Raw genomic sequence first — 24,803 nt, 5'->3', positions numbered from 1 at the left:
CAAGTGAAGAAGCCCTGAACGAAAGTTCAGGGCTTTTTTACGTCTGTAGAACACTGAATGTACGTCTTTAGATCACTGAATGCACGTCTGCAGGACAATGAATTTGCATGAAAATCAGTGAAAAACTCACCCTAAAACCCCTTTCAGCATCACAATTTGTCACATCCACCCCGCTATATTTCCCGAAACCGACTCACAAATGCTTTAATCAATCCTTTGGCATTAATTTATCGCAAGGAAAGAGGTAAGACATGACTGATTCACTACAACAAAAAATGGCGCCGACAGCATCGGTGGTAAGTAACAAACAACGCATCTGGGCGATTGTTGGCGCATCTTCAGGCAACCTGGTCGAATGGTTCGACTTCTACGTTTACTCATTTTTTTCTCTCTATTTTGCTCATGTATTTTTTCCAACAGGCGACACCACCACGCAATTACTGCAAACAGCCGGCGTATTTGCTGCGGGTTTCTTGATGCGCCCGATTGGTGGCTGGCTATTTGGTTACATTGCAGACCGACATGGGCGTAAAAATTCCATGCTGATCTCCGTCTGCATGATGTGTCTGGGATCGTTAGTGATCGCCTGTCTACCGGGCTATGGCGAAATTGGTGTGGCGGCACCGGTGATCTTATTGCTGGCGCGTATGTTTCAAGGGTTATCGGTGGGAGGCGAGTACGGCACCAGCGCTACCTACATGAGCGAAGTGGCGCTGGAAGGCCGTAAAGGCTTTTACGCATCCTTTCAATACGTCACGCTGATTGGTGGCCAACTGTTGGCAGTACTGACTGTCGTGGTTCTACAGCAGATATTGAGTGATGAAGAGCTACGCAGCTGGGGTTGGCGCATTCCGTTCTTCCTCGGGGCGGTATTGGCTGTTGTCGCGCTCTGGTTGCGTCGCTCACTGAATGAAACTTCCGAGAAGAAAAACCGCGAACACCGTGATGCGGGTAGTATCTTTGGCCTGCTGCGCAACCACTCTCGTGCCTTCCTGATGGTGCTCGGGTTTACTGCCGGAGGTTCGCTCAGCTTCTATACCTTCACCACTTACATGCAAAAGTATCTGGTTAATACCGCGGGTATGGATGCCCGTAGCGCGAGTGGACTGATGACCGGCGCGTTATTGGTCTTCATGTTGATTCAGCCGATCGTGGGCGCGCTTTCTGACAAGATTGGTCGTCGATCTTCAATGATGATCTTTGGCGCGGGTGCGGCGATTTGTACTGTACCAATCCTGATGCTGCTGCAGAATGTTCAAAGCAGTTTCGCCGCGTTTGCATTAATCATGCTGGCGCTGATCATCACCAGCTTTTACACCGCCATCAGCGGTATCCTTAAAGCGGAAATGTTCCCACCAGAAGTCCGTGCGCTCGGTGTGGGTCTGTCTTATGCAGTGGCGAATGCGATCTTTGGAGGTTCGGCAGAATACGTGGCGTTACTGCTAAAGAAAGAGGGAATTGAAACCAGCTTCTTCTGGTATGTCTCGGCGATGGGCGCGTTGGCGTTCCTGGTTTCGCTTATGCTGCATCGTAAAGGCAAGGGCATTTCGCTGTGATGATTACTGGCTCAGATTCCACAGTGCAATGCCTGTCGCTGCACCTGCCACATCATAGCTGAGATCCTTCCAACTCCAGCCGCTCCCTGCTGAGCGGCTGTCATACCACTCTTTTCCCACACCAAAACTGAGTGAGAACAGAAAGCCAAACCGCAGATTCTGTCCCCGTCCTTGATGCTGATGTTGGGAAATTTCGCTCCCCGCAGCGGCCAAAGCAGCAGAAGAGAAGAAGTGCTCCACTTTATCTCTGCCAGTCCAGTTATCCTGCGCCACATGCGCACATCCACTACAGCTTAAAACCACGCAGAGGATGAGCGCACGCATCGGTTACAACAAGCGGCTGATTAAGCGGTCAATACGGATACGGCGCAAACGGCGGATCAGCTTGCGGACTTTCGCAGGGTAATCAGAAATGCTCTCCAGCTCGCGGAAATGCTTAACCACGCTGGTGTGCTGGCGAATCAGTGCCAGCTCTTTCTCGCGTTGCTCAGCCAACTCATTTTTGGGATCGTGAATCAGCACCGCGTTTTCCAAATCCAGTCGCCATGCGCGAGGATTGAGGTTATTGCCGGTGATCATCATCCACTGATCATCGACCCAGATCCCCTTGAGGTGATAGCTGTTCTCGCCATCTTTCCACAAGCGCACCGTAAGCTGCCCGTTATTCACATAATACTGCAAGCGGCTCAGGAAACGTCGCAGGTTGATCTCATACAAATAGGGCAGGGCGCCGATGATTTTAAACGGCTGCTCAGGTGGGATGTAAAAGTCATTGGCGGCTTTATCACCGATGATGATCTCAACTTCTTTACCCTGACGCAGTAAATGGATCAGGTTACGCACCAGAATGGCTGGCAGGTTGAAGTAGGGAGTACAGAGCGTCAGTTTACGTTCTGCGCAGGGCATCAGGTGGAAGATGGTTTTGTTGAGTAAGCTGCGTTTACCCAACCCAACCAATGGTGTAACAGCCAATGACTCGTTATCGGCATCCCCGGCAAACTGATAGTTAAAACTGCGCAGATCCTGACGGAACTGACGGGTTTCATTTTTGATTTCAGGGCTAGATGGGCGTTCAGTTTGATCGAGGCGGTTAACCGCATCAGACTGCTTAAGATTCTCGCAAATCCAGGCGTAAAGCGTATCGGCCAGCTTTGGATTGCGGATCAGCTGGTAGCGGTCATAGCGATATCGATCATGTTGATGCAGATAAACATCATTGAGACTGGCACCGCTATACAGCAGCGTATCATCAATGATAAAGCCTTTCAGATGCAGTACGCCGAGTGCCTCACGGGTATTCACCGGGATGCCATACACCGGAATCGCGATATCTGGATGCTGAGCGGCCATTTCGCAATACCAGTCGGCATTCGTCAGCCCACGCGCGGCACCAATTCGGCCTCGCTGCGCACGATGCCAGTCCACCAGAATGCTGATATCCAGCTCTGGACGTGCCTGGCGCGCAGCATAAAGTGCCTGCATCACCCCCCGACCGCCGTCATCGTTTTCCAGATACAGCGCAGTAATGCAAATGCGCTTCTCTGCCGTGGCAATTTTCGTCAGCAGGGTCTCACGGAACTCGGCAGGCGAGTAAAGCGTGGTTATATCTGACACGGATTGTGACAGTTTAGGCAGCTGTGCGAGGTGTTGTTGGTGTTTATTGCGTTTGAATTTAGACAACATCACAGTGCACTTCTTCTCTGTTCATTGCATGGCCTTTTGCCATCAAATCATGATCCTAACGTTAAATAATAACATCAACCGGCACGATAAGGAGGATTTTTACCTTTCTGTACAGGTCAGCCCTGGGATTCGCCGAGCGGCAAATTCAGGCTGACAATCCCATCATCCAATTGAATATTCACACGAAAATTGAGTTTTCGTGCCAGCGTAATCATGCCGGTGTTGTGTGGCATGGTGATACCGTTCAATTGTTGCAGGCCATGATCGCGCGTGTAGCGGATCATCTTTTCCAGCAAACGTCTGCCCATCCCAAGTCCTTTCAGGTCGGAACGCACCAATACAGAGAACTCGGCATCAATGTTATCGGCATCAGAGATAGCACGCGTCACCCCAATAATCTCTTCGCTGCCGTTATGTTGCCGTACGGCAACAATCGCCATTTCACGGTCGTAATCGATCTGCGTCATATTCGCGAGGTCTTCATGGGTGAACTCGTTGATCTCACTGAAATAACGATAATAGAGGTCTTCCTTGGTCACCTGGGCGATAAAGGCGCGCAGCTGCGGTTCATCTTCAGGTAAAATCGGCCGGAACAGACAGTGTTGGCCATCTTTCAGTTCGACCTGCTCTTCCAGGTGATGCGGATAAGGGCGGATAGCCAGTCTGGTCTCGTTATCGCCGTTGAAGGGGGCTAACTGGAGAGTGACATCAAGTAACGTGAACTCATCGGCGGAAGCGAGCAGGGGATGGATATCCAGCCGCTGGATTTCCGGGCAATCCACCACCAGGTTGGAAACCTGAACCAACAACTGGCTAAGGCCCGCGATATCCAGTGGGCGCAACGCGCTGCGGCTGCGCACTTTGCCACTTTTCATCGCCTGAATCACCAGATAACGCGCCAGCGTCATGTTCAGTGGCGGCAGGGCAACGGCAGCCTGCTTATCTGGCTGCCACTCCACACCACCTTCACCCAGCATAATAATGGGGCCAAACAGCGGATCCTGTTCCACCACCACGCGAAGTTCCTGCGCGCCCGCGCGGTTCGCCATACTCTGCACCAGCAGCCCATCAATGCGTGCATGGGGATGGGTATGACGCACACGATCAAAAATGGCCTCTGCCGCCTGTTCGACTTCAGCCGTACTTCGCAGATACAGCATGACCCCCTGAACGTCGGATTTATGCGGGATATCGGGTGAGCGCAGTTTAAGCGCCACCGGATAGCCAATCTGGTCGGCGATGCTGGCGGCTTCCTGGCTATCGCTCGCAATCCACGTTGGCAGCGTCGACAAACCGTAGGCTTGCAGCACGGGCTGGACTTCGTGGGTATCCAGTGTGGTGATTCCCTGGTCCAGCGCTTGTTGAATCAGCTGATGCGCCTGCGCGCTGTTTTGCGTCAAGCCGACAGGTAAAGCCGGGGTTTCGCGCAGCTGTTTCTGGTTACGTCGATACTCAACCTGATGCATAAACGCAGTAACCGTGCCTTCAGGCGTACGCCAGGTTGGAATGCCTGCTTCAGTAAAGGCACGACGAGCCGCCTGAGATGAATATTCGCCGCACCAGTTGGTGAGAAGCGTCACCTGCTTACCACGGGGATGTTTCGCCACCGCGGCAATAATCTGATTAGCCGTTTCACTCGACGGGGAGACGGCGCTCGGGGCATGAATAATCATCAGTGCATCCAGTTCATGGCTATCCAGCAGTTGCTCGATGCAGGCGACATAGCGTGCCGGTGTGGCATCGTCCTTCAAATCCAGCGGATTGCCCCGTCCAACCCCTTCCGGCAGTAATCCCGCGAGCCCCTGCAAAGTGTCTTCGCTTAGCGTGGCCAGCTTGCCATTACGCGCATACAGCTCATCCAGTGCCAGTGCTGCAGGCGCTGCGCCATTACTGACGATCATCAAACGGTCGCCCTTCAGCGGGCGCATATGGCTCAACGATTCCACCGCTGTAAACAGTTCATGCGTATCCTGCACCCGCAGCAGACCTGCACGCTGAATCGCTGCATCCCAGGCGGCATCCAGTCCGCTGCGCGTACCGATCATGGCCTGCGCCTGATGGCTGCGTCCGCTTTTAATCACCAAAATCGGTTTATTACGCGATGCGCTACGTGATGCTGAAACAAAGCGGCGGGCATCGCTGAGATGTTCGAGATAAAGCAAAATGGCGCTGGTTTTGCCATCACGCGCGAGGAAGTCCAGCAGGTCATCCACGTCGATATCCAGACTGTCGCCCAAGGCGATGAACCAGGAAAAGCCCAGATTGCGCTGTTGCGCCCAGTCAAGAATGGTGTTGGAGACCGCCGCCGACTGGGAGATAAACGCAATACGCCCTTTAGCGATGGGTACGGGAGAAAAGCTGGCGTTCAGTCCCTGCCATGGTGCCAGTAATCCCAGGCTATTGGGGCCGAGCAGTCGGATTTGCCACTGACTGGCGCAGGCTTTTAATTCTTCTAGCTGGCTGGCAGGAGCGGAGAGAATGATGCAGGCCTTGCAGCCTTTTTCACCCAGTTGCTGCAGTAGCTCGAGATTTCGTTTGGCATGGGTACAGATGATGGCGAGGTCGGGCGCAAACGGCAGACTGGCAATATCCGGCCAGGCCAGTACGCCGCTGACTGCTTTGTACTTCGGTGTTACCGGCAGTACTGGGCCGCTAAAACCACCCGCCAGCAGGTTACGCATCATAAAGTAGCCGGCGCGTCCCGGTTGTACCGACGCGCCAATTACCGCAATGGATTTAGGTCGTAACAGTGCTTCCAGACCACGTTGGCTCATCATCCGCTCCTGACATCAAGACTGGCATGATTGTAAACGCTTTTTAGTCTACTTGCCGACTCGTGGATCGCAGGCTTTAGATTTCGCTATTCAATAGTGATTGCTGATAGTGCACAGGATGGTGCGGTTTACCCGCCAGATACGCATGGCGGAAATGCTCGAAATGTTGTTGTAGCGCTTGTGCAGCCTGAATATCACCAGCCTGTTCCAGCAGCGCGGCAGCCACTTCAGCGGTGCAGTGCTGCCCTTCGCCGCGGGCTTCACGCAGCGTATAGCGTGAGGGGGTGGAGACATTCAAGGACATCACCGGGAAGGCATCCAGCCACGGGCTTTTGCGGAACATCTTGCGCGCTTCGGTCCAGGTGCCATCCAGCATGATAAACAGTGGCGGCTTGCCCGTGAGCGGTGGCGTGGTGAGCACTTCACGCTCGGCATCGGCATAAGAGCCTGGAAACACCACCAGCGGTTGATAATCGGTGGTTTTCATCATCGCCAGCAGAGCTTCATCCGGTTCAGTGCGTGACCAGCCAAATGCCAGCGTATCAGGCAACACATCGGCAATCAGACGCCCTGTATTACTCGGCTTCATCGGTTCGGTGTCGAACATCACCAGACAAAAACGACTGCGCGCTTGCTGCGGCTGCAGCGTGGCACACAGGCAGTTTTTTTTCGGTAAAAGACAGCGCTGGCAGCGCAATACGCGGTTGCCTCGGGCAAGAAAGGGGCGTGTAGCACGCGCTAAACGTTGCGCACGTAAGCGCAGGACGGCATTTTCAGACATAGGATCGCAGGCAGGAAAAACGACAGTGTAATGGATGCCACAAAGCAAGACCAGCACAGGGCTGGTCTCAAAAGGGTTACAGTGACTCGTCGAGCCACTCGTTGAACGGCGCTTTAGGCATGGCACCGTTCAGCATGTCGACCATTTCGCCATTTTTAAACAACATGATGGTAGGAATGCTGCGAATACGGAAACGCGCACTGAGAGTGGGTTCAGCCTCGGTGTTCACCTTCACAAAACGTACTTTGCCCCGCCGCTCGTCGGCGACATCTTTAAACACCGGTGCGAAGTTGACGCACGGGCCGCACCAGGGCGCCCAGAAGTCGATGACCACCGGCAGGTCGTCCTGCAAATATTTATCCAGCGTGGCGGCGGTGGCATTCGCGACTTCACCATTAAACAATTGCTCACCGCAGCGACCACATTTCGCGCCATCGGTAATACGCTCCTCGGGAACGCGATTCGTTGCCTGACAGGAGGCACATACAGTATTCATCGTCACCTCTAACCGGACCTGTAAATATCATGATTGTCGGACATTATGAAAAGGTTGAGTGCTATGCTCAATCTGGATTGCCCAATAGGTTCAATAGTTGATAGCTAAGCACCGACACATCAGGTAATCTTCGCGCTCTCAATGCTGGAGGAACAGATGAACGACGAATTTAAAGGCAAAAGCGGCAAGGTAAAAGTGATGTATGTACGTGATGAGGATGCAGGGCAAAAGCCCAATCCCCGTACCGGCAAAGGCGGCCGTCCTGCTGCGCGCCAGGAAGATAATCGTCGTTCTGGCCCTCGCAGCGCACGTAATAATGAAGAGGGTGGCCGTAGCGGTGCGCCAGCGGGGCGGGGTTCCGCTCAGCGTGATGCGCGCAACAGCGAACGTGGCCGCAGCTTTGGTCGCCGCGACGATCGTGATGACAACCGCAGCTTTGGTGATTCACCGTGGCGCACCGTTTCACGCCCGCCAGTGGCCGATGACAGCCAGATTGATGACGCGGCAAGCAACAAGCCGGTGATTGATCCCGAGCAGATCCGTCGTCAGCGTCAGGAAGAGACGCGCGTTTATGGTGAGAATGCTTGTCAGGCGCTGTTTGCCAGCCGTCCGGAAAGCATTGTGCGTGCCTGGTTTATCCAGAGCGTGACGCCACGTTTCCGTGAAACCCTACGTTGGTTAGCGGCCAACCGTAAAGCTTATCATGTGGTGGATGATGCCGAGCTGACCAAGGCTTCAGGCACTGAACACCATGGTGGCGTGTGCTTCATTATTAAGAAGCGCATGGGTATGGAAGTCTCCGAGTGGCTGAAAAAGGCCGATACCAAAGATTGCGTACTGGCGTTGGAAGATGTCAGCAATCCGCACAACCTGGGCGGCATCATGCGCAGCTGCGCCCACTTCGGTGTTAAAGGTTTGCTGGTGAACGATGCCTCCCTGCTGGAGTCGGGCGCGGCAGTCCGCACCGCAGAAGGTGGTGCTGAGCATGTGCAGGCGATCAGTGGTGAAAGTTTTGCCAGTGGCCTCGAAGCCTTCCGTAAAGCCGGTTACACCATCGTCACCACTTCCAGCCATGAAGGCACGCCACTGGCGAAAGCTGAACTGCCAGCGAAGATGGTTCTGGTATTAGGTCAGGAGCGTGAAGGGCTGTCCGACAGCGCCTTCCAGCAAGGCGATATTAGCCTGTCGATTGGTGGTACAGGCAACGTTGAAAGCCTTAACGTATCGGTCGCAACCGGTATTCTGCTTGCCGAGTGGTGGCGTCAGAACGCATAAAAGAAAACGGGCCGCTCAGGCCCGTTTTTATTTGCAAACTTAGTGCGCGCCACCGCCGCCACCGCCCGCACCGAATGGCGGACGCGCAAACCACACCAGCACCAGCAAGATCAAAAACACCCCTGCCGAAGCCCAGAAGATCTCATTCGCTGAGATAATCAGACCCTGATTGGTAATTTGCTGCGCGATATAAGCTGAAGCCTGCTGTTGCGTCATACCCATACTTTGCAGTTGGTCATACATCTGCTGCGAATTGGGGTTGAACGGATTCACCGATTCCGACAGATAGCTGTGGTGCATCGATTCACGGTCAGTCCACATGGTGGTGGTGATCGAGGTCCCGATAGAACCGGCCAGCGTACGCACAAAGTTCGACAAGCTTGATGCTGCCGCCATGCGCTCTGGCGGTAATCCCGACAGCGTAATGGTGGTCAATGGCATAAAGAAGCAGGCCACGGCAAAGCCCTGAATAAACTGCGGCCATGCCGACGCACCAAAATCCATCCCCGGCTCAAAGGTGTAAGCACGCCAGTAGAAACAGACGGCGTACATGATAAAGCTGAAGGTCACCAAACGCCGCATATCCAGCTTGTGGGCGAAACGGCCAATAATCGGCGACAGGATGACAGGGATAATCCCGACCGGAGCCGATGCCAAACCTGCCCAGGTGGCGGTGTAGCCGTATACCTCCTGCAACAGCTGCGGCAGAAGCACGATCGAGCCGAAGTAGAGCATATAAGCCAGACTGATCGACAAACACCCAATGGTAAAGTTGCGCTTTTTAAACAGCGACAAATCAACTATTGGATGGTCATCGGTAAGCTCCCACACCAGCAGCACCAACAGCGCCACCACGGCGACCACCGCCAAAACAATAATCTCTGTCGAGCTAAACCAATCCAGTTCTTTACCGCGGTCCAGCATCACCTGCAGTGAGCCAATCCCCACCACCAGCAGCACCAGACCGACCATATCGATCGGGCGAATTTCCGTTTTGGTTTCACGGCCGCGCAGGGTTTGCAGTGTCAGTAACACCACCACCACACCGATCGGCACGTTGATAAAGAAGATCCAGCCCCAGTGGTAGTTATCACTGATCCAGCCGCCCAGAATCGGACCGCAGATCGGTGCCACGATCACCGTCATCGCCCACAACGAAAGCGCCACACTGCGCTTCGCGGGGGGATAGTTATTCAGCAGCAAACTTTGCGACAGCGGAATCAACGGACCAGCCACCACACCCTGGATGACGCGGAAGAAGATCAGCATCTCCAGGCTCTCTGACATGCCGCACGCCCACGAAGCCAGCACAAACAGAATGGTAGACCAGGTAAACAGCTTCACCTCGCCAATCCGTTTGGCCAACCAACCGGTGATCGGGATCGAGATGGCGTTTGCCACCCCGAATGAGGTAATCACCCACGTGCCCTGTGAGTTCGAGGCACCGAGGTTACCGGCGATCGTCGGGATCGCCACGTTAGCGATGGTGGAGTCCAGCACCTGCATGAACGTTGCCAGTGATAAGGCAATGGTCATCAGGACCAGCGGCGCTCCCTCAAGCGGTTTTTGTGCCATCACAGCCTCCCGCGAAATTAGTCGGCGTTGGCACGAACGATGTCAGTAATCAGCTGATTAACCGGCGCAAGGTCGATTGCCAGTGCATTACTTTCATAAGCGGCTTGCGAACGCACGCTGCTGGCTAATGTGGCACCGTCTTTATTCTGGGTATCCACTTTCACCAGGGTAGAGAGGCCAATACGCAGCGGATGCTCGGCCACTTGCTGTGGGTCCAGCTCAATACGCACCGGCAAGCGCTGAACCACTTTGATCCAGTTACCCGTGGCGTTCTGTGCGGGCAGCAGTGAGAAGGCGCTACCGGTACCCATATCCAGACCCACGACTTTACCGTGATACTCCACATCATCGCCGTAGATATCGCTGACCACCGTAGCCGGTTGGCCAATACGCACACCAGACAGTTGCGTTTCTTTGAAGTTGGCATCAATCCACAAATTGGTGGCAGGCACCACCGCCAGCAGAGGCGTGCTGGTGGAGATCTGAGAACCTACCTGTACGCTACGACGTGAAATGAAGCCATCAATCGGGCTGCGAATGTCGGTACGCTGCAGCGCCAGCCAGGTATCACGCAGTTCGGCCGCGGCTTGCTTCACCGCCGGCTGATTAGCCAAATCGGTATTCAGGATCATCGCCTGGTTCGCATTGTATTGCTGAACGGCGACATCCAGTTGCGCTTTTGCGGTCGCAACGGCATCACGTGCGTGTTGCAACTCTTCCCGGCCAATCAGATTCGAGGCACCCAGCGGTATGCGGCGTTGCAGGTCGGCTTCAGCCTGGTCCAACGCCGTCTGCTGCAGTTTAATGGTGGCCTGATACTGCTTACCATTAATCATCAACTGATGAGTCTGACGTACGCTGGTGGCCAGCGCGGTCTGCGCTTTTTCAAAAGCCTGTTCCGCATCGGTTTTATCCAGCGAGACCAGCACATCGCCTTTTTTCACGCGATCGGTGTTATCAAACCAGACTTTATTCACGCTACCGGAAACCTGTGCCATCACCTGCACCTGGTTTCCCGCAACGTAGGCATCATCGGTTTCCTGGAAATGGCGCAACACCAGATACCAGTAAGCCAGATACGCCACGCCAATCAGTACAAACACGATAGCCAGCAGGATCAGCACACCTTTGCGCTTCTTCTTTTTATTCGCTGGCTGTTGCGGGCTTTGAGCTTCCGCTGTCGCACTCATGTTGTTCTCCACGTTTTCCATTTGGTCGGGATGTGTCGATCCATCAACACGGATCTCCGAGTCGAAAAAGCCAGCGTTTTAGACGCTGGCCGGATAAAAGGGGATTAAAATAGCGATTTCGGAAGGTGATTGTGTCGCACTTCTTGCTATTAGCGCGACAGGGAAGCGATAACCTGATCTTCGTCCATCTTATCAAGGCGGTTAAGCAGCTTACGCGTAATCGACTCCAGCTGATCCTGCTCAGAGGTAGAGAGCGAGGACCACAGATACTGCAAACTTTGATGCTGTGGTGGCAGCAGCTGACGTAAGAAATCATTACCTTTCTCGGTCAGATGCAAATGCAGGCAGCGGCGGTCATTTTCACTCTCACGACGCTCAATCCAGCCACGCTTTTCCAGTTCATCGGCAATGCGGGTGGCATTGGTACGTGAAGAACCCAGCGCGGAGCTCAGTTCTGACGGCTGAATGCTCTGATTTTCCTGCGCATCCAGGGTGATCAGCGCCATGAATAAGGTCTCGTTAATTCCCTGCGCCTTCAACATCTTGTTGCGGTTATCCAACAGTTTGCCCTGCATATGCATGCACAGGCGAGTCAGGATGATTTCCTGCAACGGAAAATCTTTATGGCGGTTAGCACGGATGTTTAGCATCTGTTCAATGGGGGAAAACGAACTTTCCATTTTAAAAAAAACCTCTTAGTTGCAACTGGTATAGTAAGGATGGTGACAGATTAAGCGTAGTCATATTTTCCGCCAGTGATTGTTCGCACGATCACATTGTCAACATCTGGCGTCCAGGTCATTCCGTAACCCTGGGCACTTCGCCCTGACAACTCGCCACTTTGCATGGTCACATTGTCATCAATTCGCCTCGCGAAACCTTTTTGTGAATAAATAATTTCGCGAGAAAAAATAACTGTGGTGAATAACTGTGCTGCTAACCATAACAAACTCAATCATCAATGAATAGTATCACTCACTATTTTGGACGTGTCTTTACGCTTTCTAAACACTTTTATGAAAAATGTTATGATTATAAATCAAATGGTTAATATGTGATTGCTTGACGTCCGGCCCGAAAAAATGGTGCCAGTGAAAATGACGATTTTTGTGAGTGATCTGACGTAATTTCACCATGCGAGGAGATTGCACAGTGTTACCGATGAGACCGGTAAGAGGGTCAGCAAGCAGAAAAGCGCGAACAGCAGACATCAATGCAGCTAACGCGTAATGGCGTTGCAGTTTGACGGCGTTCATTGCGGCAGAAAGGTGTCAATAATCATATATGGGTAATAGTAACCCAAAAAATTATTACAATGGTGTGTTAATTAACAGGACGTACCAGTGCGCTATAGCGCACATCTGGCTGGGGCAAGGCGGTTAAAGCTTCAGGGGCGGCCTTCAGGCCGCCCACGACATTACTTCGCAGCAGCCTGCGCGTCTTGAATCCACTTATCAAACTGGGCCTGATGGCCTTTGATCCAGCCATCAACATGACTGTTGATATCGGCTTCAGAAGCATGACCTGCATGCATCGCGGCATTCTCGGCATTGATATCAGCCAGTGGCAGCTTCATCTCAGCAAACAGCTTGGCTGCAGCCGGATTCTTCTCCGCCCAGGCCTTGTTCGCCACGATATGCATGGTGTTCACCGGGAAACCATAGTTCATGCCGTTAGGCAATTTGGTATCCACTTTGCTCTGCGCGCCTGGCATTGAGGAGAATGGCACCTGCAGCCATACCACATCTTTGCCCGGTTTCAGCACGTCGCTCACCCAATACGGGGTCCAGGTGTAATACAGAATCGGTTTACCCTGTTTGAAGCGCGTGATGGTGTCGGCGATCATCGCCGAGTAGTTACCCTGATTGTGCTCAACGGTGTTACTCAGCTTATAGGCATCAATCTGGTGGTTAATGACCGCCTCGCAGCCCCAGCCCGGCGTACAGCCGGTGAGATCGGCTTTACCGTCACCGTTGGTATCAAACAGCTTGGCGATTTTAGGATCTTTCAGCTGTTCGATGTTGGTGATGTGATATTGGTCAGCCGTTTTTTTATCGATCAGATAGCCTTGGGCCGCACCGGTAACATAGGTGCCCTCGCGGTAAAACTTCTGATCGCCACCCGCTGCGGCGTACATATCATCGTGCAGCGGTTTCCAGTTAGTCGCCATAAAGGTGGCGTCACCCGCGGCGATGGTGGTGTACGCCACGTTGTAATCCACTTCACTCGGCTTATCGACGGTATAACCCAGTTTTTCCAGGGCGCGGCTCACCAGCAGCGTCTGGAAGGTCTCTTCGGAAATGGTGCTCTGGGCGGGTTTAACGGTAATGCCTTTACCCGGAAGGTCGGCGGCGGACACGTGCGTCGCGGCAAACGTCGTCAGGACGGCGGCGAATAGAGCTGTCTTGCGCATAGTCATTCCTTATTTTACGTGTGGCGTCGGAGACGGACGGCCTCAACGGGCCGTCCAAAAAAATCAGGCTTTTTTACTGAAGGGGCACAGCAGCAAGCCAATCGGGCCAGTGTTGTACCAGTGACGGCTGCCACGGCTGCGGCTGTCTTGACCGACCGACTGCGTCAGGCGGTCGAGTATGATGGCGAGGATCACGATACCCACACCGCCTACGCTGGCGAGGCCCATGTCGAGACGGCCAATACCGCGCAGAACCATCTGGCCAAGACCGCCAACCGCGATCATTGAGGCAATCACCACCATCGACAGCGCCAGCATCAGCGTCTGGTTTACACCGGCCATGATGGTCGGCATCGCCAGCGGCAACTGCACTTTGAACAGCATCTGACGTGGGCTGGCACCAAAGGATTCACTCGCCTCAATCAGATCGGCAGGGACCTGCTTAATGCCCAGAATGGTCAGGCGCACAATGGGCGGCAGGGCAAAGATAATGGTCACCACCACACCCGGCACGTTACCGATACCGAACAGCATCACAATCGGTACCAGATAAACGAAGGCTGGCGTAGTCTGCATGGCATCCAGCAACGGGCGCACAATACGCGCGGCGCGCTCACTGCGTGCCAGCCAAATCCCCAGCGGCAGCCCGATGATGATGCAGAACAGCAGGGCGGTGAGGACCAATGCCAGCGTGACCATCGCCTGCGACCAGGCACCAATCATGCCGATCAGCACCAGTGAAATCAGCGTAGCGATACCCATTGCTGGCGTAGCGATTTGCCAGGCGATCAGGGCAAACAGCACAATGGCAACCGGTGCGGGCAGACCCATCAATAAGTTCTGGAATGCGCTGAGGATGTAATCCACCGGCACACGAATGCCCTGGAATACCGGGCGGAAATGGTTTACCACCCAATCGATGCCTTCCGTCACCCAACGGTCCAGCGGAATCATGGTGTTATGGAAGGGATCCATAATATTGAAATGCTCTGGTTTTGGCGCAGGTGCACTGCTGAGCCAGTCACTGTTACCAGCAGCAGAGGTGGCAGCGTCGTGACCGCCACTGCTGGCTGCATCTGAGCCGGTACTGGAGGCATTGCCCCAGGCGTCAGCGGAACCTGCGCTTGAACCGGAGTCTGCTGGAGCGGCACTGCCGCTGCTCGACCAGGGATCGCTGCTGCTGGCGGCTGCGCTGGAATCTGTTGTGGTGGCTTGCGGTGTGGTCTGGCTGGCGCTATCCCACGGATTGGCTGTTTGTTCACTCATGACTGGGCTCCTTCACGATCTAAAGCGCGCAATAGCATGCTTTTGGAAATGATACCGACATACTGATTGTCTTCACCGACCACGGGTACGGCGCAGGGCGCTTGTGCCACATGGGACAGCAGATCGTTCAGTGAGGTATCAGCAGGAACCGCTAACGGTGTTTCGAGTAACGCATTATCCAGACCTTCGCCCGCTGCCAGTGCCGCTTTCAACGAATCAGTGGACACCACGCCAACAAATTTCTGTTTTTCCAGCACATAGCCAAATTCACGATCTTCATCCTGCAGCAGTTTGATCGCCGAACGAGGGCCAAAACCGGCAGCTTTACGGATTAGCGCGCCAGCACTGCGGCGAGCAATATCTTTGGCGCTAAACACGTGGCTGATATCCACACCACGGAAGAAGGTACGCACGTAATCGTTAGCAGGATTATTGAGGATTTCATCGGGTGTGCCGACCTGCACCACTTCACCGCCTTGCATAATGGCAATACGGTCGCCAATTCGCATAGCTTCATCGAGGTCATGGGAAATAAAGACGATGGTACGTTGGTGTTTTGCCTGTAATTTTACCAATTCATCCTGCATTTCAGTACGAATCAGTGGATCGAGTGCTGAGAAGGCTTCATCCATCAATAAAATATCCGGATTAATGGCCAGCGCGCGGGCTAATCCCACACGCTGACGCATACCACCGGAGAGTTCATCGGGATAGGAGTGCGCATAATTTTCTAATCCTACCTGACGCAATGCTTCCAGCGCTTTATCCTGACGTTCCTGTACCGGCACGCCCGCTAATTCCATGCCGAAGGCTGCATTATTCAGTACTGTCATATGCGGCATTAATGCGAAGGACTGGAATACCATGCTGATCTTATTTCTGCGTACTTCACGCAGTTCAGCGTCCGATATTTTGGCAATATCGACACCGTCAATGATAACCTGGCCACGAGTGGGCTCTATCAGACGATTGAGAAGGCGAACCATGGTGGATTTCCCCGAACCGGAGAGCCCCATGATGACGAAGATCTCGCCTTCTTCAATGGCCAGACTGGCATTTTTGACGCCGAGTGAAAGACCGGTTTTCGCCAGAATAGTCTCTTTGCTTTCACCTTTATCAATCAGCTTAAATGCCTTTTCGGGGTTATCCCCAAATACCTTATATAAATTCTTTACTTCAAGTTTAATTGCCATGCCGTCATTAATTTCCCGGTTAAATGTTTCACTATTTCTTGTTGTGGTCTCGATTAAATTTAAGCGCCCTATAACCTAGCATAGTGAGAATATCTGACAACCCTAAATGGGAATATTGACGCGTTGAGAGCTTCGTGAAGGGGCGATAATTCCAGTGCTCACAAGGGATGAGCGCGAATCAATTTTTTTCGATTTTTTTGTGAAATTTACCCGGTTTGATGTCAATTGCTGGCTGAAATGCGAATAAATTGGGGTTAAGTGGGCGATATAATGGACAAATAGATGGCGCTAAAGTGACAAAATAATGAAGGAAAAAGAAAGGAAATAGCGTGCGAATATTGGCTTTTTTGGGTGGATATATCGTAAGCTCTGTGGAGGGGCGGCCTGAAGGCCTCCCCTGAGTCAAATAATGCGACGGGAAAAGTGCCCGAAAGCAGAAATGTAACTTAAAAATTCCAGTCCTCATCTTCGGTTTCAACCGCTTTCCCCATCACATAGGAAGAGCCTGACCCGGAGAAGAAATCGTGGTTCTCATCAGCATTCGGTGACAAGGCTGAGAGAATGGCCGGATTTACCGTGGTGAGTTCCGCCGGGAACAGCGCCTCATAACCCAGGTTCATCAATGCCTTGTTGGCATTGTAGTGCAGGAAGGTTTTCACCTCCTCCGTCCAGCCGACATCATCGTACAGCGCTTCGGTATACACCACTTCGTTCTCATACAACGCCAGCAGCAAATCGATGGCGAACTGCTGTAACTCTTCACGGCGCGCATCATCCACTTTTTCCAGCGCTTTCTGATACTTGTAGCCAATGTAGTAACCGTGTACCGCTTCGTCACGGATGATCAGGCGAATCAGGTCTGCGGTGTTGGTTAATTTACCGCGGCTCGACCAGTACATCGGCAGCCAGAAACCCGAGTAAAACAGGAAGGATTCCAGAAACACGCTGGCGATTTTCTTCTTCAGCGGATCTTCGGCGCGATAGTGTTCCAGCACAATCTTCGCCTTGTTCTGTAACGCTTCGTTCTCTTCACTCCAGCGATAGGCGGCATCGACATCAGCCGTATTACACAGCGTAGAGAAAATCGAACTATACGAACGCGCATGTACCGCTTCCATAAAGCTGATATTCGACAGCACCGCCTCTTCATGAGGCGTGATGGCGTCTTCCATCAGACCCGGCGCACCGATCACGTTCTGGATGGTGTCGAGCAGCGTCAAACCGGTAAACACGCGGATGGTGAGCTGCTGCTGCTGCGCATCCAGTGACTGCCACGCGGGCAGATCGTTGGAGAGCGGCACTTTTTCCGGCAGCCAGAAGTTGCTGGTCAATCGGTTCCATACTTCGAGATCTTTATCGTCCTGGATACGGTTCCAGTTAATTGCTTGAATTTGTTTAAGTTGCATAGTTTTCATCACAGTGAGCAGGAGACGCAGCCTTGTACTTCAGTCCCCTGCAGCGCCATTTGACGCAGACGAATGTAATAGAGGGTTTTGATGCCTTTTTTCCACGCATAAATCTGCGCTTTGTTGATATCACGCGTGGTGACGTCATCGCGGAAGAACAGCGTCAGCGACAAGCCTTGATCGACGTGCTGCGTGGCTTCGGCGTAGGTATCAATAATCGCTTCTGGGCCAATCTGGTAAGCATCCTGATACAGCTCCAGATTGTCGTTAGTCATAAACGGCGCCGGATAGTAAACGCGACCGGTTTTGCCCTCTTTACGGATCTCAATACGCGACACAATCGGGTGAATGCTGGATGTCGCATGGTTGATGTAGGAGATCGAACCGGTCGGCGGGATCGCCTGCAGGTTTTGGTTATACAGACCATGCTGCATCACCGACTCACGCAGCGCCTGCCAGTCCGCCTGAGTGGGTAATGCAATCCCGGCATCAGCAAAGATTTTGGCTACGCGCGCGGTGCGCGGCTGCCATACACGTTCAACGTACTTATCAAAGTAGTGGCCATTGGCATACTGCGACTGGGCAAAGCCGTCAAAGCTCTGTTTACGTTCCTGCGCCAGCAGATTAGAGGTCCGCACAGCGTGATAGGTCACGCAATAGAAGTAGAGGTTGGTAAAGTCCAGCGCCTCTTCACCGCCATACGCCATGCCTTCACGTGCCAGATAGCCGTGCAGGTTCATCTGACCCAAGCCCACCGCGTGTGAACGGCGGTTGCCCTCTGCGACCGATGGCACCGAGTTGATTTCACTCATCTCCGATACCGCCGTCAGTGCGCGTACCGCGGTTTCCACCGTTTGTGCCAGATTGCGTGAGTCCATCGCGTGGGCAATGTTCAGCGAGCCGAGATTGCAGGAGATATCCTTGCCGATGCGGCGATAGCTGAGATCGTCATGGAACTCGCTGGCGCTGTTGACCTGCAAAATCTCCGAGCACAGGTTGCTCATGTTGATGCGACCGGCAATCGGGTTGCTGCGGTTCACGCTATCTTCATACATGATGTACGGATAGCCAGACTCAAACTGAATCTCTGCCAGTGTCTGGAAGAAATCGCGCGGCTTGATAAAGGTCTTGGTGATGCGATCGTCCGCCAGCATTTCGTCATAAAGCTCGCTGATGCTGATGTCGCCGAATGCTTTACCGTAGATGCGTTCAACATCGTACGGAGAGAACAGCGCCATATCGCGGTTCTCTTTCGCCAGCTGGAAGGTGATATCCGGGATCACCACGCCGAGCGACAGCGTTTTAATACGGATCTTCTCGTCGGCGTTTTCACGTTTAGTATCGAGGAAGCGCAGAATATCGGGATGATGCGCATTCAGCCACACGGCGCCCGCACCCTGACGGGCACCGAGCTGGTTGGCATAAGAGAAGGCATCTTCCAGCATCTTCATCACCGGGATCACGCCGGAAGATTGGTTCTCAATACGCTTAATCGGTGCACCGGATTCACGCAGGTTAGACAGCAGGAACGCCACGCCACCGCCGCGTTTAGACAGCTGCAGCGCCGAATTCACCGCGCGACCGATCGACTCCATGTTGTCTTCAATACGCAGCAGGAAGCACGAGACTAACTCGCCACGCTGCTGTTTGCCGCAGTTGAGGAAGGTTGGCGTCGCCGGCTGGAAGCGGCCGCTCAGCATTTCTGCCAGCAATTCACGCGCCAGGCTCTTATTGCCACGCGCCAGCGTCAGCGCCACCATGCAGGCGCGCTGCTCGAAGGTTTCCAGATAGCGTTTGCCGTCGAAGGTTTTCAGTGTGTAACTGGTGTAAAACTTCCAGGCACCGAGGAAGGTGTGAAAGTTAAAACCCCAGGCATCGGCTTCATCATGCAGTTGGCACAGAAAGGAAAATTCGTACTGATTCAGCACCTCGGCTTCGTAGTAGCCTTCGGCGACCAGATAGCGCAGACGCTCGCCCGCAGAAGCGAAGGAGACGGTATTCGGCTCGACGTGCTGTAAAAAGAACTGACGCGTGGCCTCGTGATCTTTCTCGAACTGAATGCGGCCATCGGCGTCATACAGGTTCAGCATGGCGTTGAGCGCATGGTAGTCCAACTGCGTGCTGTTTAGGGTGTCTGTCGTTGCCAAAATTGGGTTACTCCCGCTTTTACATTAGCGATATCGTCGGGGGTTCCCATCAGCTCAAAGCGGTAGAGATAAGGAACCTGACATTTCTGCGCAATGATGTCGCCCGCCAGGCAGTAGCCTTCACCGAAATTGCGGTTTCCGGCAGCGATCACCCCGCGGATACCGCGTCGGTTAGCGTCATCATTAAGGAATTGGATCACTTGTCTGGGCACCGCCCCCCGCGCACTGCCGCCGCCGTAGCTCGGCACCACTAAGATATAGGGTTGGTCGATGTGCAGGCGCTGCTTGCCATCAATCGGAATGCGGCAAGCAGGAAAGCCCAGACGAGTGATGAATCGGTGCGTGTTTTCCGACTGGCTAGAGAAGTAGACCAGTGGGAACATCGCTTTATCCCCCGACAGCAGCGAGCTGGCGCAGGCTGGCGATTTTGTCAGGGCGGAAGCCGCTCCAGTGGTCGTCGTGTGTCATCACCACTGGCACCTGGCGGTAGCCAAGGGATTTGAGGTTGTCGATGGCTTCCGGTTGGGTATCGAGGTTGATCAGTTGATAGTCGATACCTTTACGGTCCATGGCATTTTTTGTCGCGTTGCACTGGACACAGTTGTTCTTAGTGTAAATAATAATGCGCATGATTCGTATTTCCCTTTGATTGCGGTCAGTTTGCGAGATACGAAGCAAAATCCTGTTTGCTGCGAACTTCGTCCTTGACGACATCTGGTTGCGAGTTGATGGGTTGAATACTAGATGTAGTGTTCGTGGCGGTCAAGCCCACCAGATATAGGGATTTTGTATTTTAATCTTCAGATAATCGCTAACGTCAGAGATCATGCGCCTTCCAGGCCCGAAAATTTTTTTGTAAAGGCGAAGAGGGGACGTTTTAGGTCAAATTTTATGCGGTTAAAGTGCCGTGCGGGCACAAAAAAGCCCCGCATCTGCGAGGCTCTCTTTAAACACTAAGATGTGTTTAGCGACGTGACATCAGCAGCGCACCAAGCACCAAACCAACCGCTGCACCGACGCCCACGCCATGCCAGGGTTTATCATGCACATAGGCGTCAACCTGATAGCTGGCGTCTTTCGCTGCTTGCGTCACACGACCCTGGCTACCGTTCAGTTTTGCGCGGGTTTGTTTCAGCAGCGACTGTGCCTTACTGCGCGCACTGTCCACTTCATCTTTGGCTTCGCTGCCGTAAGATTTAAGTAATGCCTCGAGCGAATCGGCCAGCTCGTTTACATCCTGATTGATATCAATGTCATCGTTTTTGCTTACGCGATTGAACATTTTTTTCGCTCCCTTTGATTTAACAAGTAATACTCAGTGTAGACGAAACGTGATTAAACGCAGGCGTTTGCCAGGCTTTAGGGAAATTCCGAATGTCCTGAGTGGTCGCGCTGTTGTAAGGTTGCGGGGCTGTGAGAAGAGAGGAGCAAGCATGTATTTACGTCCGGATGAGGTAGCGCGCGTACTGGAAAAAGCAGGGTTCGAAATGGATGCCCTGACGCCAAAAATCTACGGCTATCGTCGTGGTGAGAATTATGTCTACGTCAATCGCGAAGCGCGCATGGGACGAACGGCACTGATTATTCACCCCACGCTGAAAGAAAAAAGTCAGCACTTCGCTGAGCCCGCCTCAGAAATGAAGACCTGCGATCACTACACGCAGTTTCCGCTGTATCTGATGGGTGAATCGCAAGAGCATTACGGTATCCCACACGGTTTTAGCTCGCGCATTGCGCTTGAGCGCTATCTGCAAGGCGTATTTGGCGCCTGATACTGCGCCCCGCTCGCACGGGGCCGCACCGCTGTTTTGATAAATCCCCATCTTTTGCCACGTTGCAAATTGCCACGCTGGCGCGTATAACCCTGTGTCCATATAGATGTTCAGACGTCCATACGGATAAAATTAATGCAAACGCAGGAAACGCCTTCACAGGACAACTTTAAGCGCACCATGAAAGTGCGGCATCTGGTGATGCTGTCGCTGGGTGGTGTCATCGGTACCGGACTGTTCTTCAACACCGGCTATATCATTTCGACCACCGGGGCAGCCGGTACGCTGTTGGCCTACCTGATTGGTGCGCTGGTGGTGTGGTTGGTGATGTGTGCCTTGGAGAACTGGCGGTGGCGATGCCGGAAACCGGTGCTTTCCACGTCTATGCCGCACGCTATCTCAGCCCGGCGACCGGTTACACGGTGGCGTGGCTCTACTGGCTGACGTGGACTGTGGCGCTCGGTTCCAGCCTGACGGCCGCGGGATTCTGTATGCAGTATTGGTTCCCGACCACGCCCGTATGGCTGTGGTGTCTGGTGTTCTGTATTGCCATCTATCTGCTCAATATCGTCTCGACACGCTTCTTTGCGGAAGGGGAGTTCTGGTTCTCAATCATTAAAGTGATCACCATCATCGCCTTTATCATTCTCGGCGCGGGTGCCATGTTCGGCTTTATTCCGATGAAGGATGGCAGCGCGGCACCGGGTCTGCATAACCTGACGGCATCCGGTTGGCTGCCACACGGCACCTTGCCGATTCTGATGACCATGGTGGCAGTGAACTTCGCTTTTTCTGGCACCGAGTTGATTGGCATCGCCGCCGGAGAGACGGAACAGCCGCAGAAAGCGTTGCCGCTGGCGATCCGCACCACGGTCGCGCGTCTCATCATTTTCTTCATTGGTACGGTATTCGTGCTTGCGGCACTGATTCCGATGGATCAGGCCGGCATCGTCAAAAGCCCGTTTGTGCTGGTGTTTGAAAAAATCGGTATTCCTTATGCAGCGGATATCTTCAACTTCGTGATCCTCACCGCTATCCTCTCAGCGGCGAACTCCGGCCTTTACGCCTCGGGCCGCATGCTGTGGTCACTGGCGAATGAGAACACGCTGCCGCGCTGTTTTGCGCAGGTTAATCGTCGCGGTATTCCGGTGCTGGCGATCACCGTCAGTATGATTGGTGGCTTGCTGGCGCTGTTCTCCAGCGTGATCGCCCCCGATACCGTGTTCGTGGCACTCTCTGCGATCTCCGGCTTTGCCGTGGTGGCGGTGTGGCTCAGCATCTGTGCATCGCACTATGTATTCCGCCGTCGCCATCTGGCGGAAGGCGGTTCGCTGCAGCAGCTGACCTATCGTGCGCCGTTGTATCCGCTGACACCGATTCTCGGCTTCCTACTGTGTCTGCTGGCATGTGTAGGCCTGGCCTTCGATCCGTCACAGCGAATTGCGCTGTGGTGCGGCATTCCGTTTGTACTGTTCTGTTATGCCGCATACCATGTGACGCATCGACGTAACCTGAAGGCCGAGGGGGCCAATAATGTCGCGTAATCCTGTGGCAGAAGCGTTAACTCAACATGACACGCTGATTTTAGACGGCGCACTGGCAACCGAACTGGAAGCACGTGGCTGCAATCTGGCTGATGCGTTATGGTCTGCCAAAGTGCTGGTGGAAAACCCTGAGCTGATTTATCAGGTGCACCATGACTACTTTGCTGCAGGTGCCAACGTGGCGATCACTGCCAGCTATCAGGCCACCCCGCAAGGATTTGCGGCGCGTGGCCTGGATGAAGCCCAGTCTCTGGATCTCATTACTCAAAGCGTCAAGCTGGCACAGCGTGCGCGTGATGATTACCGGGCTACATCAGGCAGTGAAGCCGCGTTGCTGGTGGCCGGTTCGGTAGGACCTTACGGTGCCTACCTCGCAAATGGTGCCGAGTACCGTGGCGATTACGCGCTGCCAGAAGCGGAGATGAAAGCCTTCCACCGTCCACGGGTCAAAGCCTTACTGGATGCGGGTGTGGATCTGCTGGCCTGTGAAACCTTACCGTCGTTTGCAGAAGCGCAAACGCTGGTGAGTTTGCTGGCAGAGTTCCCCGACAGCAGCGCCTGGTTCTCGTTTACGCTGCGCGATGCGCAACATATCAGTGATGGCACGCCGCTGAGCCAGGTGGCCGAGCTGGTCAATGCTGCGCCACAAGTGGTGGCGATTGGCATCAACTGCGTGGCACTGGAGAGCGTGACGTCGGCACTGCAAACTTTGCAGGCGCTGTGTGGCAAGCCGTTGCTGGTCTATCCCAACTCTGGCGAGCAGTACGATGCCAGCAGCAAAACCTGGCATTCGGCACCGTCGGGTTGCACGCTAGAGGATAAATTCCCCGAGTGGCAACAGGCGGGCGCACGCTTGATTGGCGGCTGCTGCCGTACCACACCGCAGGATATCGCGGCGATTGCCGCCTGTTGTCAACCGCAATAAAGACCAGAAAAGCAGCATTGATAGCGCGATTGAGGCGAGTGAAAAGCGGAATAGGGCAGTTTAGACTGTCCTATCTGATGCTAAAGCGGACCTGCTATGAACCTGCGACACCTTCTTCCTGCCACTGCGCTGCTGCTGAGCGGCTGTGCCACTATTGTGGGCACGGAAACGCAGCCGGTAAAAATTGACTCTGTGCCGCAGGGCGCGCGCTTCACCGTGCAGGATGAGACGGGACGCGCCGTGGCACAGGGCTATACGCCACAAACCGTCGAGCTGGCAAAATCCACCGGCAACTACTTCGGTAAGAAACACTATCAGGTGATGCTGGAGAGCCCAGGCTATGTGCCGGTGACGCTGCCGATCGAGGCCAGTGCCAACCTGTGGTATCTGCTGGGTAATATTCCTCTGCTGGGCTTCCCCGGCTGGTTGCTGGTCGATCCGTTCTATGGCGGCATGTACGACCTGAAACCTGAACATCCGCAGCCACGTTTGAACGTGGTGGGTGCGCGCGGCGGTTAAATCCTCATCGGACCGTAGCGGCGTGATTTATCACGCTTGTTTGGGCTTCATACATTGCTGACCGATGCGCAATAAATTGCGCCGCAACGATGAAACGCTGACCGGTGCGCGCCGCTATGACTAAACGGTGGCGCACCAGCATGACCAAACTTCCCGCTATTGATGCACCGCTCCGGTGCATCAACCCACGACACCACCGCACCACCTCTGGCTTTACTGTTCTGGCACAGGCATTGCTTGGCTTGTATAGATAAGACTATACAACCGTTGTTTTTCATCACCTTTTAT

22 protein-coding genes and 1 pseudogene are annotated in these 24,803 nt (G+C 53.7%); 7 read left to right on the top strand and 16 right to left on the bottom strand.

Annotated features, from left to right (window positions below):
• Positions 1–251 precede the first annotated feature (251 nt).
• Positions 252–1,556 carry an MFS family transporter gene (locus tag PSSD_RS00760; protein ID WP_058968157.1) on the top strand — a complete coding sequence of 435 codons (1,305 nt, stop codon included), beginning with the start codon at positions 252–254 and terminating at the stop codon, positions 1,554–1,556.
• A gap of 3 nt (positions 1,557–1,559) precedes the next feature.
• Here the strand turns inward: PSSD_RS00760 and PSSD_RS00755 are convergent, their stop codons facing one another.
• The 5 genes from PSSD_RS00755 to trxC all read right to left on the bottom strand — a co-directional run bounded on the left by PSSD_RS00755 (position 1,560) and on the right by trxC (position 7,290).
• A complete protein-coding gene (locus PSSD_RS00755) occupies positions 1,560–1,880 on the bottom strand; it encodes a YfiM family lipoprotein (protein ID WP_058968154.1) in 321 nt (106 codons plus the stop codon).
• A gap of 3 nt (positions 1,881–1,883) precedes the next feature.
• Positions 1,884–3,239 carry a CDP-diacylglycerol--serine O-phosphatidyltransferase gene (gene pssA / locus PSSD_RS00750; protein WP_058968151.1) on the bottom strand — a complete coding sequence of 452 codons (1,356 nt, stop codon included), beginning with the start codon at positions 3,237–3,239 and terminating at the stop codon, positions 1,884–1,886.
• Positions 3,240–3,355: 116 nt separating this feature from the next.
• Positions 3,356–6,013 (bottom strand): bifunctional acetate--CoA ligase family protein/GNAT family N-acetyltransferase, encoded by a 2,658-nt coding sequence (locus tag PSSD_RS00745; protein ID WP_058968148.1) that lies wholly within the window; start codon positions 6,011–6,013, stop codon positions 3,356–3,358.
• Between the two features lie 76 nt (positions 6,014–6,089).
• Positions 6,090–6,794, bottom strand: a complete 705-nt coding sequence (locus PSSD_RS00740) for a tRNA-uridine aminocarboxypropyltransferase (RefSeq protein WP_058968145.1) — start codon at positions 6,792–6,794, stop codon at positions 6,090–6,092.
• Positions 6,795–6,870: 76 nt separating this feature from the next.
• The gene (gene trxC, locus PSSD_RS00735; protein ID WP_039333564.1) at positions 6,871–7,290 is read right to left on the bottom strand and encodes a thioredoxin TrxC; all 420 of its coding nucleotides are present in this window, start codon (positions 7,288–7,290) and stop codon (positions 6,871–6,873) included.
• A gap of 156 nt (positions 7,291–7,446) precedes the next feature.
• Here trxC and PSSD_RS00730 point away from each other — a divergent pair, with 156 nt between their 5' ends.
• Positions 7,447–8,565: a tRNA/rRNA methyltransferase gene (locus PSSD_RS00730; RefSeq protein WP_039333562.1), complete on the top strand. Its 1,119-nt coding sequence runs from the start codon at positions 7,447–7,449 to the stop codon at positions 8,563–8,565.
• Between the two features lie 39 nt (positions 8,566–8,604).
• Here PSSD_RS00730 and emrB read toward each other — a convergent pair whose 3' ends face one another.
• The 11 genes from emrB to PSSD_RS00670 form a co-directional block, all read right to left on the bottom strand.
• On the bottom strand, positions 8,605–10,143 hold the full coding sequence (emrB, locus tag PSSD_RS00725; protein WP_153011384.1) for a multidrug efflux MFS transporter permease subunit EmrB: 1,539 nt from the start codon (positions 10,141–10,143) through the stop codon (positions 8,605–8,607).
• 14 nt (positions 10,144–10,157) lie between these two features.
• Positions 10,158–11,330: a multidrug efflux MFS transporter periplasmic adaptor subunit EmrA gene (gene emrA / locus PSSD_RS00720; protein WP_058968685.1), complete on the bottom strand. Its 1,173-nt coding sequence runs from the start codon at positions 11,328–11,330 to the stop codon at positions 10,158–10,160.
• A 149-nt stretch (positions 11,331–11,479) separates the two neighbouring features.
• Positions 11,480–12,010, bottom strand: a complete 531-nt coding sequence (mprA, locus tag PSSD_RS00715) for a transcriptional repressor MprA (protein WP_039333557.1) — start codon at positions 12,008–12,010, stop codon at positions 11,480–11,482.
• 737 nt (positions 12,011–12,747) lie between these two features.
• Positions 12,748–13,743 carry a glycine betaine/L-proline ABC transporter substrate-binding protein ProX gene (gene proX, locus PSSD_RS00705; RefSeq protein ID WP_039333554.1) on the bottom strand — a complete coding sequence of 332 codons (996 nt, stop codon included), beginning with the start codon at positions 13,741–13,743 and terminating at the stop codon, positions 12,748–12,750.
• Positions 13,744–13,806: 63 nt separating this feature from the next.
• Complete coding sequence (gene proW, locus PSSD_RS00700; RefSeq protein WP_058968136.1) at positions 13,807–15,009, bottom strand: glycine betaine/L-proline ABC transporter permease ProW; 1,203 nt, start codon at positions 15,007–15,009, stop codon at positions 13,807–13,809.
• The gene (gene proV, locus PSSD_RS00695) at positions 15,006–16,202 is read right to left on the bottom strand and encodes a glycine betaine/L-proline ABC transporter ATP-binding protein ProV (protein ID WP_058968133.1); all 1,197 of its coding nucleotides are present in this window, start codon (positions 16,200–16,202) and stop codon (positions 15,006–15,008) included. The genes proW and proV overlap by 4 nt, the downstream gene beginning before the upstream one ends.
• 446 nt (positions 16,203–16,648) lie before the next feature.
• Positions 16,649–17,608 (bottom strand): class 1b ribonucleoside-diphosphate reductase subunit beta, encoded by a 960-nt coding sequence (gene nrdF / locus PSSD_RS00690; protein WP_039333577.1) that lies wholly within the window; start codon positions 17,606–17,608, stop codon positions 16,649–16,651.
• Positions 17,609–17,616: 8 nt separating this feature from the next.
• Positions 17,617–19,755 carry a class 1b ribonucleoside-diphosphate reductase subunit alpha gene (gene nrdE, locus PSSD_RS00685; protein ID WP_072214929.1) on the bottom strand — a complete coding sequence of 713 codons (2,139 nt, stop codon included), beginning with the start codon at positions 19,753–19,755 and terminating at the stop codon, positions 17,617–17,619.
• The gene (nrdI, locus tag PSSD_RS00680) at positions 19,734–20,138 is read right to left on the bottom strand and encodes a class Ib ribonucleoside-diphosphate reductase assembly flavoprotein NrdI (protein ID WP_039333544.1); all 405 of its coding nucleotides are present in this window, start codon (positions 20,136–20,138) and stop codon (positions 19,734–19,736) included. The genes nrdE and nrdI overlap by 22 nt, the downstream gene beginning before the upstream one ends.
• Before the next feature lie 4 nt (positions 20,139–20,142).
• A complete protein-coding gene (locus PSSD_RS00675; RefSeq protein WP_038645282.1) occupies positions 20,143–20,385 on the bottom strand; it encodes a redoxin NrdH in 243 nt (80 codons plus the stop codon).
• A gap of 334 nt (positions 20,386–20,719) precedes the next feature.
• The gene (locus tag PSSD_RS00670) at positions 20,720–21,037 is read right to left on the bottom strand and encodes a DUF883 family protein (RefSeq protein WP_039333539.1); all 318 of its coding nucleotides are present in this window, start codon (positions 21,035–21,037) and stop codon (positions 20,720–20,722) included.
• A gap of 151 nt (positions 21,038–21,188) precedes the next feature.
• Between PSSD_RS00670 and PSSD_RS00665 the strand changes: the two genes are divergently transcribed.
• From PSSD_RS00665 to PSSD_RS27680, 5 genes and pseudogenes are all read left to right on the top strand, one after another.
• A complete protein-coding gene (locus PSSD_RS00665) occupies positions 21,189–21,527 on the top strand; it encodes a DUF2002 family protein (RefSeq protein ID WP_058968127.1) in 339 nt (112 codons plus the stop codon).
• Positions 21,528–21,662: 135 nt separating this feature from the next.
• Positions 21,663–23,071, top strand: a pseudogene (mmuP, locus tag PSSD_RS00660) (S-methylmethionine permease).
• Positions 23,061–23,996 (top strand): homocysteine S-methyltransferase, encoded by a 936-nt coding sequence (gene mmuM, locus PSSD_RS00655; protein ID WP_058968124.1) that lies wholly within the window; start codon positions 23,061–23,063, stop codon positions 23,994–23,996. The pseudogene mmuP and the gene mmuM overlap by 11 nt, the downstream one beginning before the upstream one ends.
• 96 nt (positions 23,997–24,092) lie before the next feature.
• Positions 24,093–24,515, top strand: coding sequence for a hypothetical protein (locus tag PSSD_RS00650; protein ID WP_038645291.1), 423 nt, complete (start codon positions 24,093–24,095; stop codon positions 24,513–24,515).
• Between the two features lie 116 nt (positions 24,516–24,631).
• Complete coding sequence (locus tag PSSD_RS27680; protein WP_156138073.1) at positions 24,632–24,769, top strand: hypothetical protein; 138 nt, start codon at positions 24,632–24,634, stop codon at positions 24,767–24,769.
• Positions 24,770–24,803: the final 34 nt, after the last annotated feature.

Source organism: Type-D symbiont of Plautia stali, from assembly GCF_001485335.1.
GTDB lineage: Bacteria > Pseudomonadota > Gammaproteobacteria > Enterobacterales > Enterobacteriaceae > Pantoea > Pantoea vagans_C.
Note: the sequence above shows the minus strand (reverse complement) of the source record. Positions and strands in the feature narration are given on the sequence as shown.

What these genes read in the sequence shown, in the direction of transcription:
- proW (WP_058968136.1), bottom strand. Translation starts at nt 15,009, where the DNA reads ATGAGTGAACAAACAGCCAATCCGTGGGATAGCGCCAGCCAGACCACA.
- PSSD_RS00670 (WP_039333539.1), bottom strand. Translation starts at nt 21,037, where the DNA reads ATGTTCAATCGCGTAAGCAAAAACGATGACATTGATATCAATCAGGAT.
- PSSD_RS00740 (WP_058968145.1), bottom strand. Translation starts at nt 6,794, where the DNA reads ATGTCTGAAAATGCCGTCCTGCGCTTACGTGCGCAACGTTTAGCGCGT.
- PSSD_RS00665 (WP_058968127.1), top strand. Translation starts at nt 21,189, where the DNA reads ATGTATTTACGTCCGGATGAGGTAGCGCGCGTACTGGAAAAAGCAGGG.
- mmuM (WP_058968124.1), top strand. Translation starts at nt 23,061, where the DNA reads ATGTCGCGTAATCCTGTGGCAGAAGCGTTAACTCAACATGACACGCTG.
- PSSD_RS00760 (WP_058968157.1), top strand. Translation starts at nt 252, where the DNA reads ATGACTGATTCACTACAACAAAAAATGGCGCCGACAGCATCGGTGGTA.
- PSSD_RS00745 (WP_058968148.1), bottom strand. Translation starts at nt 6,013, where the DNA reads ATGAGCCAACGTGGTCTGGAAGCACTGTTACGACCTAAATCCATTGCG.
- trxC (WP_039333564.1), bottom strand. Translation starts at nt 7,290, where the DNA reads ATGAATACTGTATGTGCCTCCTGTCAGGCAACGAATCGCGTTCCCGAG.
- nrdI (WP_039333544.1), bottom strand. Translation starts at nt 20,138, where the DNA reads ATGTTCCCACTGGTCTACTTCTCTAGCCAGTCGGAAAACACGCACCGA.
- proX (WP_039333554.1), bottom strand. Translation starts at nt 13,743, where the DNA reads ATGCGCAAGACAGCTCTATTCGCCGCCGTCCTGACGACGTTTGCCGCG.
- PSSD_RS00650 (WP_038645291.1), top strand. Translation starts at nt 24,093, where the DNA reads ATGAACCTGCGACACCTTCTTCCTGCCACTGCGCTGCTGCTGAGCGGC.
- PSSD_RS27680 (WP_156138073.1), top strand. Translation starts at nt 24,632, where the DNA reads ATGACTAAACGGTGGCGCACCAGCATGACCAAACTTCCCGCTATTGAT.
- emrA (WP_058968685.1), bottom strand. Translation starts at nt 11,330, where the DNA reads ATGAGTGCGACAGCGGAAGCTCAAAGCCCGCAACAGCCAGCGAATAAA.
- nrdF (WP_039333577.1), bottom strand. Translation starts at nt 17,608, where the DNA reads ATGCAACTTAAACAAATTCAAGCAATTAACTGGAACCGTATCCAGGAC.
- mprA (WP_039333557.1), bottom strand. Translation starts at nt 12,010, where the DNA reads ATGGAAAGTTCGTTTTCCCCCATTGAACAGATGCTAAACATCCGTGCT.
- pssA (WP_058968151.1), bottom strand. Translation starts at nt 3,239, where the DNA reads ATGTTGTCTAAATTCAAACGCAATAAACACCAACAACACCTCGCACAG.
- proV (WP_058968133.1), bottom strand. Translation starts at nt 16,202, where the DNA reads ATGGCAATTAAACTTGAAGTAAAGAATTTATATAAGGTATTTGGGGAT.
- PSSD_RS00730 (WP_039333562.1), top strand. Translation starts at nt 7,447, where the DNA reads ATGAACGACGAATTTAAAGGCAAAAGCGGCAAGGTAAAAGTGATGTAT.
- PSSD_RS00675 (WP_038645282.1), bottom strand. Translation starts at nt 20,385, where the DNA reads ATGCGCATTATTATTTACACTAAGAACAACTGTGTCCAGTGCAACGCG.
- PSSD_RS00755 (WP_058968154.1), bottom strand. Translation starts at nt 1,880, where the DNA reads ATGCGTGCGCTCATCCTCTGCGTGGTTTTAAGCTGTAGTGGATGTGCG.